The following is a 16,023-nucleotide window of genomic DNA, read 5'->3' on the forward strand; positions in this document are numbered from 1 at the left end:
CTTCCTTACTGAAACATTAGCCCGTGCCGCCTGATTTGGCTAAAGTCCAGCTAAGTTATCTGATTAAAATGTGTTAATATGAATAATAAGTTTGTTGGAACTTTTGTATGGATTCTAATTGATTACAAATAACATTAGAGCTATTAGAGAGTCAATTAGAAGTAGGCATGCTATATAATTGTTTTTCAACATGTTGACTCTAATAAATAAATTTTATTTCTATTAGAGTTTTTTAAACAGTCTTGTTCTTGGTGAATTGTGATTCAATGCCGGCAATAGAACCAAAATACTATACACTTTAGCGTAAAGTACTGCTCCCCTTACCTCAAGCCCTTGTAAGAACCTGATTTTAAGCAAATTACAAGGGTTTTTTATTTTAGAGCGGTGCCAAATGCGGCGCAATTTTGCCAATTTTAAGGATCTCATATTTCTCCCCACTCTGCTATATTTAGATTTCATTTCAGTCAGGTATACATGAATCGCTGCCTAAATATGTTGTAATCTTACTGTCTACATTGTCAGTTTATATCTGTATCAAGGTGAATTTCTGAATGTGGGAAAATATCCTTCCATGGGGTATGCTTTTGCAACAAATTATTTACCTTTAAACATATGTCCGAAATATCAAAAATTATCAGTTTATTAATAGTTGCTGAATCGTCTCTTACCGTTCTATAGTAATACATGGATTTGGGAAAACTGGTTACCTTACAAGCCCTGCTGATACTTACTTCTGGATAGAATTTCACCAAATAAGTAGCCATGTCTTTACGCCCCGCAAGGCTTTAAAACTTTTTTCCCAAAACGTCCTTTCGCATCTTGTTGTCCAATGCCAGTTCCGCGTAAATATGCTTCAGTCTGCGGTTTTCTTCCTCCAGCTCTTTTAGGCGTTTCAATTCCTGGCTGTCCATCCCGGCATATTTCTTTCGCCAGTTATAAAAAGTGGATTTATGGATGCCTAACTCCCGGCATATCTGGGCATGATCCCTGCCGCCTTCATACTCCTTCAGTGCTTTGATAATCTGCGCCTCACTAATGATTGATTTCTTCATAATCTGACTCTTAAATTTGAAGACTTTTCGCCTTTCAATCAGTCCGATTTTTAGGAGGGGTTACATTAGAGAAGATTTTAATCACGATTTAGCTTTAATCTTTAATTATTTAAAAGAAAAGGGTGACAAATACAAGCAAATATTTTTAACTAAGACTGAGTTATATGAGCTATTAGGGGAAGTTCTAAGCGAATATAGTACGCAACTTGAAAGTACAAATGTCGATGAATTGCGGGCCATTTTGATTTCCAATGGAATTATACATGAAAATATCAAGCCAAATGAGAATATCTTTTATTTCGCACAGTTATATAAATATTGGTTAGGCTTGAGGAGTCGAAAATATGAATTCAAACGTCGAACTTACAGCTAATTGAGCAATTGAGAATATTTAAATGGCATGATATCGACTTATTCAAAATCGTAGGTTAACGTTAAGTCTATGTATTGCTCGGTCTTAATGAACTTGTCATACTTACGCTTTAATTCTATATACTCTTTATCCTCTTGATTGATTTGCCCGCGCTGGATGGTATAATGTCTCAAAAAGTGTTTAATGTTCCCATTCGACGTCAGATTATCCAGGTTGCTGAATTCACTTTTCTCGATGATCTTTCTGGCTTCAGCTTGTTCTGTAGCATTCAAAAAGTTGTAAAACTCGTCTCGCCATATCGCGGTATAGCCAAGATTATTCTGAAAAAGGTGCCGGTAGATAATATATGTTTCCGGCATGTAAAGAATCTCGAAGAAATCATCGATGCTGGAACCAAACATTTCTTCGAAGAAAGAAGATTTTTCCGTATTGCTGGCCGGTGCCACAATACCTTTGGTTACGTTTAATATGGATTGTACCGCTCGTATGAATTTTTTATTCCAATGCTCGCCTGTATACTCCCGGTGTTTCGCTTCCTCGCCGAACAGTGGGATGTACTTCATCGGAAATGAAAATATCGCAATATTCAAGCGTTTGCAAAGATCAATATTGATCTTCAACCTATTATAAAGGTCTTCTGGTTTGTCCTTAAAGTTATAGAGAATATAGTTCGATAGTTCTTTGATCCCATATTTACCTGCCAATTCAACAGCACTGGTATACTGCTTTTTTAGACCAATGTAATCAAAAGCGATCCTTAACGGACGAATGGGTATCTCGCTCATCAAGCGCATGAGCTCGTCCGTTACATATCTGGCATCCGTACCCTGATTGAAATCGACGTAACGAAGTTTAGGTACTTTGTTACGGTGTTTATCATAACTTTTCCCGATCTCTTCATAGGCCGCCAATATTCCTTCTTTGGAGCTTGTCTCTTCTTTGATCAACTGATATTTTTCCAGCACATCGTAAAAGAACTGTTTCTTATCTCCTTTATGCCTGGACAGGGACTCATGCAGCAAACGATAAGCTTTTTTGAGATAGGCCCGGTCGTTCAATCCTGCTTGAAGATTGCGCACCGCGATCTCCAACTGGTTGGGTTCAACATAAGTCGCGCCCTTCACAAAACCCATGTCTTTAATTTCCTGAATTATCTCCGGAAATTTGGGGGACGCCAGCACATTATTATCCATCAATAACAGGTTACGCTGCTCGCCGTAAATTTCTTTGATCTCATGAAATTTATCAATTGTGTCTATCTTTGGTTTGTAGGTCGGCTCCAGGATCGGTACGGAACAAAAAGCACACTTGCGCGTGCAGCCCTTGGTCATGAAGGTAAAATAGGCGCTTTGCGTTGGGTACTCGTATTCGATCTCTTCGAGGATGGAATAATCTAGGGGTAAATTGTCGATAATCAAGTCATTATCGTCCAGTATTCCCGGCTTATCCAGCAAGCCTTGCATAGGTTTGATACCTGTTTCCTGGTGCAGTTCGTCGTGCAGCAGCGACGCCAAAACCCCGCCAAGAAAGATCTGATCCGGGTCTTTCACCAACTTTTTAACAAAGTGGATCGTCTCCACGGTGATCTTCCAGTAGAAAGTGAATAGCGTCGTCACATAGATACGGTCCCACTTGGGATGCTCCAGATATTTTTTCTTGCGAAAACTGGTGGCAAACTCAATTAGACATTCCTCTACCAATTTATTGTAAGTTGAATAACAGCCCAATTTCTGGATGATCTCGGCCTTACCAGTCTTGATCGCTTGTTTAACCAGGACGGCCTTATGCATCCAGGGGTAAGTGGAATCGATCGCCAATAATTTCAATAAGCACTCCTCATATAACTCGTCAACCACCAGGTCACGAAGATCCCCTTTGAAGAAACGCACATTATCTCCCAGCTTCCGGTGATACGTGGCGATTTTCATCAACCCGATCGGCGGATACTTATTCTTATAATTCGGTTCTATAAGCAATATATTTCGCGCCATGTCTATTTCCAGTATTGTTGATATGACTTAGATGATTTAAAAACTCCAGTGGAAGTTATCACACCATTTGACTTGATTTCGTCGGGTAAAATTAAATCATTGTTAATTGCAAAGGTATGATCATTTGCTATCGAAACCAATGGAGTTTTTAACAATGAGTTAAGTGTAACTAAAGGGGCAGGAATACTACTGCTGTTTTCCGATTCCGTTCCCAATACGGTAAAGAACAACAATGGGTGACCATTGTCACCATTATAATATAAGGTCGGCAAAAACTCTGGTATAAAACGACTATTGGTAAAAAACTGAGTTAATTGATCATAAACAAACGCTTTAACCGCATAGGGTGCTTTTTTTCCTTTCGACAGTTTTTGTATAGGCTCCAAATATTTTTTGATGTCCGGGTGAGGGTTGGCTAAGAATTTTGTGAATTCTTGGCCGTCATAACTACAATGCAGCGTCAAAAAAAGCACAAATTTTTTGTTGTCTTGTTCGATATTCTTTTGGTGGTCAAGTAATTTCTGAACCGCATTAAACTTATATGCCTTTTGTTTACGGCCCTTTCTATCGACATACTCGATCGGCGACGTAACCTGCCCACAAAAGTCCAGATTGTAAACGGTTACCGTGTCTTGTTGAGTAAAAGATTTAACCTGAGGTGAATTGTCAAAACCGCGCACCATCACTTCCTCAATGTAGCCGTCAAACACATCATAAGTTGCTATTTGCTTACGCCGTTCCAAACTGCGAAGTGTATTTTCCAAGGCGAGGATATGTTGCCTGCTTTGCGTTGGTGAAGATGGATTTGGATAATCACGGCATTGAAAGGCATATACTATTTCTAGATAGTCCAGCCATTCGATAACGTCGTGAGCTTCTACGTCAGGTAACCCGACATAAATCAATTTTTTATTTAAGTTTTGATGCAAAAATGCAAGAAGCGGTTTTGCCCAACTACTGCGGATGATCTTTTTTTGCTCATTATTAAATTTGATTTTAGGTTCAGGTTTAGTTGTTATCATCGTCAAATTCTTCTCTAATCTGGTTTAGGAATTGATAGTATTCTGTTTTAGTAGTTGCCGGTCCTTTTAAATAGAGGTCGTCAATGATGTCGACCAAGCGCTTCGCGTCATAACTGAGGTCGACATCGAGATCGCTAAATAGTTCGATCAAGGTTTCATAGTTCGTTGTTATCGGCACAATTTTTACTGAAGACACGCTGTCTGCAATTTGAACTTTCGGATCGATTGTGCTTTCAGTGGTGTTGTTTTTTTTCTTTTTTGACTGATTGACTATCTTTTGAGTGACTTCATTTTTTAGCTTGACGGCTTGCGCTTTTATTATTTCCGCCTGCTTCCGGTCTTCGTCGGTTAGCTTTTTTATTTTTGAACCAATGTTCGCGACTACATTATCTAATCGTTTAATTAATAACAAGTACACGTTGTAATTATCCTCATACTCATTGTATTGGCCTAGGACATCAGTGAAATTTGCAATTTCCTTTCTAACCTGTTCATTAGCCTTATCCTCCTCCTGAAATTTACTCGCTTGCTTAATGAAATAGGGGGCTACTTTATTTTGAATTTGATAAACCAGAACTTTTTTTAAATCAGAGGTTTCCAAATCATTCCTGGCGGCATTTGGTAAAATCTCTTTATTAACGATAATGATTTCACCCGTATATCGGTGATAATATGTATTTGAATTACCGAAATATTTGGAGAGGACTTCGCGATTACCAATAGAAAAACCTTGCTTTTTTATAATAAATCCCCGCAAATTTCGCTTAGTTTCATCTTTACTTGGAAGCAATATACGCTCTCTGCTTGAATTTAAACATCCCCAGGCAATACCTAAAAATGTATTACCGCTTTTAATTTCCTGGAAATCGGGTTCAAATGGCAGATCATTGGAAAAAATGTCGTCTGTATAAGGGCGATACAGGTTGGCAATGTTCGTTCCCACCTGAAGCTTCAAGTCGATCAACTCGAAAGATTCTTTATGATATTCAATAACTTCCTTTAATTTTTTTTCTATCAGTTCTGCCCATTTAAACTTTTTCTTGTTAAAATGAAGCGGCACAACATCCTGCAAATAGTTCGACAATTCGTCAAAATTATTTAAATAATCGTCCAAAACCGGGTTAAGGCCCACCAGTTCAACTCGTGTACCAGAGGCAGGAATCGGATATTCTTCTAAAGCAACACTTCCTTCTTCAGGTAATTCGATGAACTCTTGTAACAATGTTTGAAGATCTTTTAAGTCTGCAGACTGAATTTTGCCTTCAAGACGTGATTTTTTCTGCGCGTCAAGAAGTTCACGCATCCCCCTAAAATCAATTTTGAGGAGCTGCGGCAGTATGTCGACCTTTTTGGTATAGATCCATAAAGCATCGCAAAGGTGAAAAGAACTGTAAATCCCGATACCCATAAAACCGATATCCTTACCCGGTTTTTTGTCGGAAATGCCAATTCGAACCGATCGACGGAGCGTCTTATAATCCATCCCCGAGCCGTCATCCTCAATGACAACAGAACCTGTTCGTACCTTTACATCAACACTTGTAGAACCAGCGTCAATCGCGTTTTGAATGTATTCGCGAACTGCGTCACGCGGATCAGGATACATCCCCCTGGTAAGAATGGAAATTACTTCTGCCCCGATGTCAAATTTATCTACCTTCATTTCATTTCCTCCTCAATTTTTATAATGAGGTTTTCAGCTACATCATTAGGAAGTACATTTTTGATGATGCGGAACACATCACCTAAAAACTTTCGCTGTTCTTTATTAAGTTTAGTCAGTTTGTCCGTGCGGAATTTGGGTTTGATATCGTCCGCGATGATCACCTGTTTTTCAACTTTGTTTTGCCTGGCCGTGGTCAGCCGGTCGAGTATTTTGGTGATCGGGGAATTCTCATTCTCCTGGCCGCTGGCGATCTTCTCCAGCCGGGCTTCCGCCTTAGTAGCTTCCTCCTTCTTCTTGCTTAATCTTTCAGTATATTCCTGGTGTTCGCCTTTATCGGTAAAGCCGTTTTGTGTTTTTTTCTGGTATTCTTCCTGGAAGGTATAATATTCGTCTATCCGCTTGACCGAACTGTTAATCTCTGAAGCGGCGTAACAAAGCTTATGGATTGTCGTATGCAGAAAATTTTTCAGCTTGTTCTCAAAATCAAAGTAGGCTTCATTTTCGATAAAGTAATCCCGGCGCGCATTTGGCAGGATATCGGGATGCATCGCATAAACTTCGCCGAAAAAATAAAACTGGAAGCGGCGGTCACGATGTAATTTGATCAGCGAATATTCATCGCCTACCTGTATGTTCGCCTTTCGAAGCCGGAAGCCCCGGGCATAATTGATCTGGTTAAGTGACTGGTTTTTTTCGGTGATACCATACCAGCCCCACATAACCAGCTGACCATGTTCGTCCCGCTCTTTAAAGAAAAGCACATCGATCACTTCCCCGATCTTACGGCGGTTTTCCATGTCTCCCTCATAAATGTAGGTAGAGTAGCCTTTGAATACCTGTTCCGTGTTGACGAATATTTGGTATTCATCCAGCTTAACCTGATCCGCCGCCAGTTCATTGCTGATTTTGCGACGGTAAATAAACCGCGGGTGGAATGGCACCGGCGCTACCATCGATAAATATCGCCTCACCTCCGTTATGTCCAGCAACTCTTCATGTGATACTTCTTTTAGGATCACTTTGAAATAGTGCACGTCAGCCTGCTCGGAAAATAGTTCAATGGACGTAACCTGGTCGATGACTTCGGCTGCCTGCTCTTTTTCGCTACGGTTGTTGATGATAGTTCGCAGGCGAACGGAATCCCAGGTCATTACCGAACGGATAGCTTCGCCAGCAAATGAGGTTTCGAAGATCAACTGGTCTCAATAGGCCATACCACCCAGGCGGCCGATACCGCGAAAGCCCTTATCAACTCCTCGTTTTTTGGTCGACTGCGCAATATTTTTTAGAATACGGAGCACGTCCTCGGCAGGAATACCGGTCGCATTATCTTCAATTACTATCTCCCTCTTATCCGTATTGATCTGTATGTGTATCTCACCCTGCGGCTCTGTTAATAATTCTTCCCTTATCGCTTTATCAATCTGATCAGCTGAGTTTTGGATGTATTCACGGAAAATAAATCTTGAATCATCATACATACTGGTCGTAAGTGATTCAATTACATCTTTTCCAATTACCGTTGCCTGATTTTTAGCCATTTTTAAACTGTTTGTATACAGGCTTTGGAAATTTGATATTTAATAATGACCGAAAGATCGGGTTTTGAAGGATGTATTCCCCTTGTTTTAACCTCGTCAGCATGGACTTATAAACCGATGGGATAAACTGGTAGTCATGTTTCGATACCTCTATCGCATTAGTGCGTCCATAGGCATGGGTCGCGCAATTGCCCTTGATCCGGTCATGGATATCACTCTTGAACTGTTCCGCCGCGAAAAGGATGATGCCTAGCGAGCGGCCACGTTCAGTAATGTCTAATAGCTGCCGCAAAATTGGTGAATATTTGGGCACATCTTTCGAGGCGTATTTATTCAACTCGTCGATAAAAATAACGATTTTATTAGGTATGTCCGCCTCTTTACGGTCGTCGTCCATCTGGCCCAGTTTAAGGTCGTAAATGGAACGCATCACATCTCCAAAAACAAACCCTTGCGTTTCCTCATCCAGCTTGGCGATATCGATCACATAAGCATCGTTCTTTTGGATGTTTTTGATCGCATCCTTCAATCGAGTTTCTTTTTTATCCTTGTTGTAGGAGTTACAAAAGATGGTCGTTTTGTCGAGTGTTTTCTTAAACAACCGGTTGAATTTACGCCAGCTCAGTACGGTAATCTCTTTATCCTTGCCCGTATTGCCCGCCTTAGTATGGTCTGTTATTTTGTGCTGCAGGTCGTCCCAAGTCTGGATTCCTGCGAAATCACCCTGCTCGGAGATGATCACGTTCACAATCGATTCCATTGTTTGATTCGGATCATCTACATTTGAAAAAAGCAGGTCGATACTTTCCTTGTCTTCTTTAAAAATGTATTTATAAGATTCCGCTTTGTTCAGTATCATCTGGCTTTTAATATCATCTTTTTTTGCATAGCTAGCCGCGCCGATCTCTGGGGAATAAGGATAAAAATATTTGACGTTTTTAAAGGGCTGAGGGTCCATACCCAATGACTTGTAAATATTTAATTCGTCTTCCGTTAATTCCTCGTTAGGTTCGTCTATTGCAAGCAGGTCACGGCCTTTAACATTCAGAAAAACGAAAGCAACCGACTCCTTTTGTTTTTTATCTAGGCATTGGTCCTGTATCGCTTTAAGCAAAAACATGGCGTAAGATGTTTTTGAGGCCAAACCGGAAATCCCGGATATATTGAGATGCGCACCTTCAGGACCAATGAGGAAATGAGAATTGAAATTTACCGGTACGGTAATATTGTCCGGTGCCTCATACATTTCAATATAACCGGCCGGTAAAGGGTTTTTAACATCTTTCAGGCCCAGTGCTTCTTTGACATCTTCTTCACTGGCAAGGGACACCGGAAATCCGTCCAATACCGGTGTGTAGATATTTTTTGAGTTGCCGACCACCTTCGCCTTTACATAGTTCATCCCAACGCGCTGCATATAGCTGGTAGCTGACACCTCGCCAAAGTCACTCGAAATATAGCCTGCCAGCGAACTAGCGCTGTCTGTCAGGTGCGATATTTCTTCGACAACGCCGAAAGTAACCGATTCTTTCAAATGGGAAACTTTCACCACATCGAATGGCTTTAAGATCAATTCCTTGTCCGTCCAGAAATAAAAATCATCCACAGTAGTGGGCATTTTTTCGGTGGCGGTAATTTTTCCTATGACTTTCAATACTTTATATTTTTTAGAATAAATTTAAAAAATGCATATCGCTTAGGTACCTACTTTTGATGTAAGACTCCGTGAGATATACCGGGTATAGATGGTTCGCCCACCTACTGTCACTGCCATAACATACTGGGTTGCGCTCATTGATTATGCTCGCGGTGATCAGATCGACCTCGGCACTATCCAGACCAGTTTCATTTTCCTCTTCCGTTATCAGGATCTTTTCAATCTTGACAACGCCTGCAAAAGGGCTTTCTGTCCGCTTGGCATCCCTTAACCTGACATACCATATCGCGAAATTCACATTGCGGACAATATCACTGCTATACATATATGCCGGTGTGCGGTGGTAGAGCGCAAGCTTAGCAATCACATCCGCATTACTTTTATTAGACCTGTCCTTGAAAAGTTCCGGGTTAAACATCTTGGAAACCCCAACCACTGAACGGAAGTAATTTTTGAATTTGGTCAGTTCCCGGTAGTCGCCCGACTTCACCGAAGTATACTGAAGCGAGCCATCCTTGATCAGGTAACTTCGCGTGTTGATTTTATTGCGGTTATGTAAGCCGGCAACGATGCGCTTTTCACAATTGATCATTTCATCCTGAATGGTCGCGATCCCCAGGTCTTCATATTTTTTGGCTTCTTGCTGCAATGTCGAGACGTACGATAAGATCTTTGACACCTTGAGTGGTCCATCTTTAAATCGTTTCGATTGGTTGACCTTATTAGCTAGGGCATTAAAGAACTGCTCACCGTTTTTGCCATGCGGATTGGCAATAGTCGGCATAGACAGCACAATACTGCTTTCAAATTCGGCGCATTTGAATTTTGCTGGCGAAACCCGTTCGCAGCAGGCAACACCAATTTGGCCGCCCATGATCGGATAAATACTGCGCAAAATCTCAATATCATCTATCTTATAAGTTCGCCGGGAGCCGTCTAAAAAATATTTGAAAAGCGGTTCGTCATATTTTATTTTTTCTGCGAATGCGTATAAGTTTTTGGTATTTTTCAGCGTGTTATCCGTTTCTCCGTAACGGTTTTTGACCACGGAAACCGGTTGTGTATCATCATATCCGATTTTTGGCAACAAGGAGTCCATATCAGCACAATACCGATATGAAGTATAACATTTGCCTTCCGTTTCTTCTTCTAAAATTTTTAGTATATTATTCATCAATATTGTAATAACTTATCACAATTTATGACAAACAGAGGATATCAGAGCTAAGATAAACATTGAATTTGGTTTAGTTAAAGGAAGTAATTTTATATAAAATTGCTGCCTTTACCAAATATTATTTAGTAAATCATGGTTACTGCATATTTAATTAGCGCATGCTTGAGATTCCGGGATGCTTGACCAGCAAATTTCGTGGGCTTCAAAGCAGCGTATTGTGTTAGGCGTAGAAGAGAACTAAATTAATTATCACTAGGTTAGCATGGTCAAAGTGTAACAGAATTACTAATCTGCTATTCCGGAACGGAGTGGTCGATGCCCCGGGAATCTCCACCGTATCTCTACTAATTCTTAATAAAATCAGAACCTAACTGTTTTCATAATCAAGTAATAATCTTGTTTGACTATCAATAATACAAGATGTACTTTGTTTTATAGATTACTAAATTTAGCCAGTAGAATTAAATATTCCAACAACTTTAAACTGCTCGAATTTATGTTTTAAAGAATGCAAGGTATAACCTCTCTCTTCCGTTTAACGGCCATTTACTGATAAAGATTTCGGAGGCAAATACGCAAAAAGCAAAAAGATAGTAAAACCACCTTTTCTTGCCTGAAAACTTACTTTTCTTCTTTTTGCTGTATTCTCGTGAAGGCAGTTCATTAATCAAATGACATTTTGTGTTTTTATGATGAGTATTTGATAAGGGTGTAAGACTTTTTATTTTAAACTTTACGTTTAATCGTACTAAAACACAAATAAGAACTCACAGCATAAGTTTTAACAATTGGTTTGCTGTTCGCGATCTGCAAACAACGAACGATTAAATTTAGATTATGAGAGATCACAATGGAATGCGCCCTTTAGATATTGTTGTCCTAATGAAGCTTATTGCTTTAAAGGACAACATCTGGCAATACAGAGATTTCTCAGCATCATTACTTATTAGTGTTTCTGAGATATCAGAATCACTGAACAGAAGCATGATCGCGGGATTAATAAATAGTGAGCGCAAGAAAGTTATGAGAAATGCCCTAATGGAATTCATTCAATACGGTGTGCATTATGTATTTCCAGAGGTACCCGGCGCAATAGTTACCGGAATCGAAACAGCACATTCTCATCCGTTTTATAAAAAGCATTTTGCTAGCAATATGCTTTATGTTTGGCCCGCAGTAGATGGCAATGCTCGCGGACAAGCCATTCAACCCCTACATAAAGGTGTTATCAAGGCAGTTAAACAGGACGAAGACCTATATAAATTGCTGGCGAGCGTTGATATTTTGAGAGTTGGGAAGGTCAGGGAAAAAAATCTGGCAATCACAGAACTAAAATCATACATACTATGAGTCATAGGGAAAACCTACTTCGTATAAAAGCTGTACATAATGCGCTGGAAGAACTGGCTGACGATGTAGTATTTGTGGGCGGAGCTACCTTATTATTAATGATGATAAAGAGAAGGGATTTGGCCGGCGAAATGTTCTGAATGTGCGCAGGTTTTATATAAGCTATCAGAAATGGCAGGCAATGCCTGGCAAATTGAGCCGGACACGTATCGTAATTTTGCTTAAAACATGTCCCGTCTACTACGCTTCAAATTCAGATCTTCGTTTAATAGATGGATCAAATATTCTGCGACGGCTCCTTGCCCATTGCAGCCATTGCTGAAAGGCAGGACTATGAGGCACACTACGACTAAGGAAGTCAAGATATTTGTCTAGAACATTAAGTTCGTTCCAGCGCTGAGCTTCCCTAAGGAGCACCTCAAAAGCTTCGCTTTCTTTGGCGTCGTCTAAAATATGAGCTATAAGTGCCTGTTCTTTTTCTTTACGTTGTCGCTCCGCGACTTTATTGTTTTCCCATGTCTTCTCCAAATCACGGGCAGACACCTCCATATAGTCCGTTATTTCCTGTAATTGATCCTCCAGCAATGTCTTTCCGTCTGTCCATTCCTTGGCTGGCCAACCATCGAATCTAAACGCGAGTCGGCCGGTAGCTTCGTGAACGCGACTAGCAAAGCGGCCTTTGCCAGGAAGCACTTTTGTGATCTCGCGCAGGCTGATATGCTTACTTACTTTTCGGATTTCAATTTGAGTCTTTTTCCCCTGCGGAGTGATCTGGTAACCCCGGAGCCGCCATACTTTGATAAGCGTATCCATTATTCGTAAAGCTCTGTCTATGTTTTTCTTTGACGCTCTGATGCTCAGCTCGTCAAGATCGGTTCCCAGCATATCGTTGAGCTCATAAAAATGATAGTCCTGTCTCAGTGTCCTTTGTGCCCAAACGATCAGCACATCAGGATTGATCAACTTTTCACAGACTTGAAATGAAGAAGTTGATTCTCCGGGAAAATGTAAGCTACTGGTCGCAGCCGCGACCTCAGCATTAAAATCGAACTTAGTTGGCTTTTCGTTTGCGGGCAAAGGCCGTCGTTTCTGGGAATCTTTACCTGAGCGGTTACCGGAACTTGGTACTGGGATTAGATTTTCCATACATATCTGCCGTAGTACGGGCGCTGTTATACCACATTCGGTAGCTATCGTACCAAGGGTTTTGGTCCAAACCAGTTCGTACAATTCTTCGCGGATTAGATTGATTGGTTCCATCATTCATTTTCCTTTAAAACAAAAAGAACACCGATGAATATACAACAGCCTAAATTGAATGTTTTGCGATGGCCACTGCAAAGCGGGCAAAAAAATATTTCTTAAAATATAAAGTGGAACCTTTTTTCCCCTAAAGCTCTCCCTAGATAAATAAGGAAATTTATTTTTCATGTAGAACCACGTACTACTAAATTTGAAGAACTGGAGCTTTTACTGGTATTAGTTAAAGATTATGAAGACAAACATATTGCAATACATGAACTAGACCCACTTGAAGTTGTAAAAATGAAAATGGAAGAGAAGGGGCTTAAAGCTAAAGACCTGGAATCTATTATTGGAACCGAAGGCCATGTTTCTTTAGTGCTGTCAGACAAAAGAGAACTGACGCTTAAAATGGCCAAAGCACTGCATTCTTTTTTAGGGATACCCTCCGATGTGTTTTTGTCAGGAGCAGTTATTTAAACAGCTTTTTTATGGAATTAAGGAATAAACCAATACAAAGTGATCAAAACAATCAGATTACAACGTTAGACCAAATTCTAAATCAGAAATATGGGGGGAGCCAGGAGCTGTTAAAAGGGAACAATGGGAACAAGACTTTGAAGCATTCCGGTTAGACGCTCTTTTAGAACATATCATATTTGAACATATTCCGATATGTTAATCCCTTTGCTTTTAAAGCCCCAATCTGGTAAGCCGTCGGAGATTACTTAGAATTAGAGAATTAGAACGAGCGTTTACACAGCATTAGATTTCAGCGAGCTTAATAGTTTTTAATATTGTCAATTACTGCCTTTTGAGCTTACTCAATGCTGATTTAGCCTCTTTAGCTTCCTGCTGCTTCTGTCTGGCAATAGCTTCGGCTTCTGCTACAGCCAGGTCTTGTGCTTCTAGCTTTTCAGTCACTTTTTCCACGTCCTCGGGATCACGATAAAAGGTAGAATCTACCCACCGGGTAGCTATGGGATAACGCTGCCGGACCATCCGGAACTTGACATCGTTATCATGTAACCGGTGATTTTCACGGTACAAGCTATAACAAAGCCCGCTAGCGATGCTGGTAATAAGCAGTAAAACAAGACCGCTTGTCAGCAGCATTTTGGATTTATTTTCAAAGTGATGGTGGTGCCTGACCGGGATAACCAGCTCCGGCAGCTGCGTAACCAAGCCATCTAAACGCTCCAGACGGGTAATCGTTTCTGCAATGGAACCAATAGAATCGGGCTGCTTTAATGCCTTGCTGATATGGATTTTTACTTCCTCAAGTTCTAACTTATCGGGTTGCTTTAATGCCTCGGTAATATGGCTTTTCAGTTCTTCAAATTCCTTACTGTAATCAGGAACATGAATTTCAGGAAATTTGATTTCCTTTTTTTCCAGTTCGTCTATTCGTTTTCCCTGCTGGGCTAATACGGATTCCGTATCATCCATTCTCTCCTGAATTTCTTCGGGTTTCATAAATGTTGAATGTTTCTGTTTTTTAACGGTAAGACTTTTGCTTTTTCTTCTTTTTTTGCTGCTCATTATCATGATCACCTGCAGAAACAGAAAGTCCTCTTAATAAGGAGAACGCTACCTTGCCAGCAGTTTCGGCTACTGAAAACACTGCATGTTCAGTTTCCTCAGATACTGTTTTGCTATTGTCAGTTCCTGGATAGGCTGTTTGGCTTACTTCCAAAAAAGGTTCGGAGGAAAAGTCATTGTTGTTTCTATAACTACTTGGTTCTGGATGGTGAAAAGAAGGCTGCTCTATACCTAGAACACTCCTGTTCTGCGCCAGTTCCTGCCTTATCCTGCCATAACTCAAACTGCGATCTAACTCCGAGCCTTTAAAACTATACTTGCCTTTTCCAAAGCTTACGCCCTGCACCTCGGTGGTTCCGCTTTTACACTTGTACTGCACGGAAATGCCCTGCCACTTGAGCTTTTCTTCCAAAGCCTTCCAGCTGCTACTCTGCTTCACTGCTTTACTGATTGCATCGAAAAGCTGGTATTTCTTCTGGTCTGCTCCGGTAAGCCTGTGCCGGTTAACATGTTGTTTTCCTTCTGCCAGGTGATAGCCATGTTTGAGAGTTATCTCTTTACACACTTTTGCATTCAGCTGCCGCTCGAACTGATCCGAAATCGTTTTGCCTTGGTTATTTACCCTGTTGTAAATGATATGTACGTGTGGATGCTGCCTGTCCTGGTGCTGCACGATTAAATACTGCGTGTCCAGAATCTTCATCTTTTCCAGATATTCTTTTGCAACTTGGGTCATAACAGATTCGTTTAATATGTCCTTGTCACTGATGCTCCAACTTAGGGCAATATGACCTACTGCCTTTCCTAACCCTGGATTCATTTTTCGCTGCAGATTAAAGTCATGGTTAATCCGATCTGCTGAATCTATTCTGACACCCTGCGCATCCAGGATCTTCGCTTCTGGCTTATTCACCACGTACCGGACGCAACCGCCAAAGCTTTTACCGCTCATTACTTTTCCGATCATGAGAATTTAGGAATTTTAGGGTTTCATCTATCTCGTTTATCAGCTCGCGGCACTTACCTTGTACCGATAGCAAGCCTTCCTGGTGGGCCAATTTGGTGAGCTGATTTAAGTTGTTGGCCATACCGGTTAGCATCCGCAAAACCGCTGCATCTTCAGGCCTGAATCGGGCTATAACTTTCGCTGTTTTGGCTACTTTCCTAAACCATTCAGCAGGCTTCATTCCGGCTTCCCTGGCTTTGCCTACAATTAGCATCCGCTCCGTCTGGGTCATCCGAACGACCAGTGTATTATCCTTTTTGATCACTTTTTCAGGCCTGCCGCCTTTATGTTTTTTAACAGTTTCTTGCTGCCCGTTTCCTGTTATCAGCATCGTTTTTTAATTCTAAATAGTTGATAATTTCTTTTGCGACCACCGGGAGAAAAAGGCAAACTCTTTACAGCCC

Annotated in this window: 15 protein-coding genes; 3 read left to right on the plus strand and 12 right to left on the minus strand. The window is 40.8% G+C overall.

The features are described from left to right. Positions 1–785: 785 nt before the first annotated feature. From Q0192_RS10100 to Q0192_RS10135, 8 genes are all read right to left on the minus strand, one after another. Positions 786–1,052: a transposase gene (locus tag Q0192_RS10100; protein ID WP_299289359.1), complete on the minus strand. Its 267-nt coding sequence runs from the start codon at positions 1,050–1,052 to the stop codon at positions 786–788. A gap of 411 nt (positions 1,053–1,463) precedes the next feature. Further along, complete coding sequence (locus tag Q0192_RS10105) at positions 1,464–3,416, minus strand: hypothetical protein (protein WP_299289360.1); 1,953 nt, start codon at positions 3,414–3,416, stop codon at positions 1,464–1,466. A 2-nt stretch (positions 3,417–3,418) separates the two neighbouring features. Next, complete coding sequence (locus tag Q0192_RS10110; RefSeq protein WP_299289361.1) at positions 3,419–4,438, minus strand: hypothetical protein; 1,020 nt, start codon at positions 4,436–4,438, stop codon at positions 3,419–3,421. Next, positions 4,425–6,101: an ATP-binding protein gene (locus tag Q0192_RS10115; protein WP_299289362.1), complete on the minus strand. Its 1,677-nt coding sequence runs from the start codon at positions 6,099–6,101 to the stop codon at positions 4,425–4,427. The genes Q0192_RS10110 and Q0192_RS10115 overlap by 14 nt, the downstream gene beginning before the upstream one ends. After that, complete coding sequence (locus tag Q0192_RS10120; protein ID WP_299289363.1) at positions 6,098–7,300, minus strand: hypothetical protein; 1,203 nt, start codon at positions 7,298–7,300, stop codon at positions 6,098–6,100. The genes Q0192_RS10115 and Q0192_RS10120 overlap by 4 nt, the downstream gene beginning before the upstream one ends. 6 nt (positions 7,301–7,306) lie before the next feature. Beyond that, on the minus strand, positions 7,307–7,645 hold the full coding sequence (locus Q0192_RS10125; protein WP_299289364.1) for an ATP-binding protein: 339 nt from the start codon (positions 7,643–7,645) through the stop codon (positions 7,307–7,309). Beyond that, entirely contained in the window at positions 7,638–9,299 is a 1,662-nt protein-coding gene (locus tag Q0192_RS10130) for an ATP-binding protein (RefSeq protein WP_299289365.1), read from the minus strand. The genes Q0192_RS10125 and Q0192_RS10130 overlap by 8 nt, the downstream gene beginning before the upstream one ends. Before the next feature lie 13 nt (positions 9,300–9,312). Further along, positions 9,313–10,476 carry a hypothetical protein gene (locus Q0192_RS10135; RefSeq protein WP_299289366.1) on the minus strand — a complete coding sequence of 388 codons (1,164 nt, stop codon included), beginning with the start codon at positions 10,474–10,476 and terminating at the stop codon, positions 9,313–9,315. 840 nt (positions 10,477–11,316) lie between these two features. Between Q0192_RS10135 and Q0192_RS10140 the strand changes: the two genes are divergently transcribed. Both Q0192_RS10140 and Q0192_RS10145 read left to right on the plus strand, forming a co-directional pair. Further along, positions 11,317–11,829, plus strand: coding sequence for a hypothetical protein (locus tag Q0192_RS10140; RefSeq protein WP_299289367.1), 513 nt, complete (start codon positions 11,317–11,319; stop codon positions 11,827–11,829). Beyond that, positions 11,826–11,969 (plus strand): hypothetical protein, encoded by a 144-nt coding sequence (locus tag Q0192_RS10145; RefSeq protein WP_299289368.1) that lies wholly within the window; start codon positions 11,826–11,828, stop codon positions 11,967–11,969. Before Q0192_RS10140 ends, Q0192_RS10145 begins: the two co-directional genes overlap by 4 nt. 100 nt (positions 11,970–12,069) lie before the next feature. Here the strand turns inward: Q0192_RS10145 and Q0192_RS10150 are convergent, their stop codons facing one another. Further along, positions 12,070–13,092, minus strand: coding sequence for a hypothetical protein (locus tag Q0192_RS10150; protein ID WP_299289369.1), 1,023 nt, complete (start codon positions 13,090–13,092; stop codon positions 12,070–12,072). A 282-nt stretch (positions 13,093–13,374) separates the two neighbouring features. Between Q0192_RS10150 and Q0192_RS10155 the strand changes: the two genes are divergently transcribed. Continuing rightward, positions 13,375–13,551, plus strand: coding sequence for a hypothetical protein (locus Q0192_RS10155; protein WP_299289370.1), 177 nt, complete (start codon positions 13,375–13,377; stop codon positions 13,549–13,551). Positions 13,552–13,875: 324 nt separating this feature from the next. Here the strand turns inward: Q0192_RS10155 and Q0192_RS10160 are convergent, their stop codons facing one another. The 3 genes from Q0192_RS10160 to mobC are packed head-to-tail and all read right to left on the minus strand — an operon-like array spanning position 13,876 to position 15,950. Beyond that, complete coding sequence (locus Q0192_RS10160; RefSeq protein WP_299289371.1) at positions 13,876–14,547, minus strand: hypothetical protein; 672 nt, start codon at positions 14,545–14,547, stop codon at positions 13,876–13,878. Between the two features lie 22 nt (positions 14,548–14,569). Continuing rightward, positions 14,570–15,580 (minus strand): relaxase/mobilization nuclease domain-containing protein, encoded by a 1,011-nt coding sequence (locus Q0192_RS10165; protein WP_299289372.1) that lies wholly within the window; start codon positions 15,578–15,580, stop codon positions 14,570–14,572. After that, positions 15,555–15,950, minus strand: a complete 396-nt coding sequence (mobC, locus tag Q0192_RS10170; protein ID WP_299289373.1) for a plasmid mobilization relaxosome protein MobC — start codon at positions 15,948–15,950, stop codon at positions 15,555–15,557. The genes Q0192_RS10165 and mobC overlap by 26 nt, the downstream gene beginning before the upstream one ends. Positions 15,951–16,023: the final 73 nt, after the last annotated feature.

The organism is uncultured Mucilaginibacter sp., assembly GCF_937859865.1.
Taxonomy (GTDB): Bacteria; Bacteroidota; Bacteroidia; order Sphingobacteriales; family Sphingobacteriaceae; genus Mucilaginibacter_A.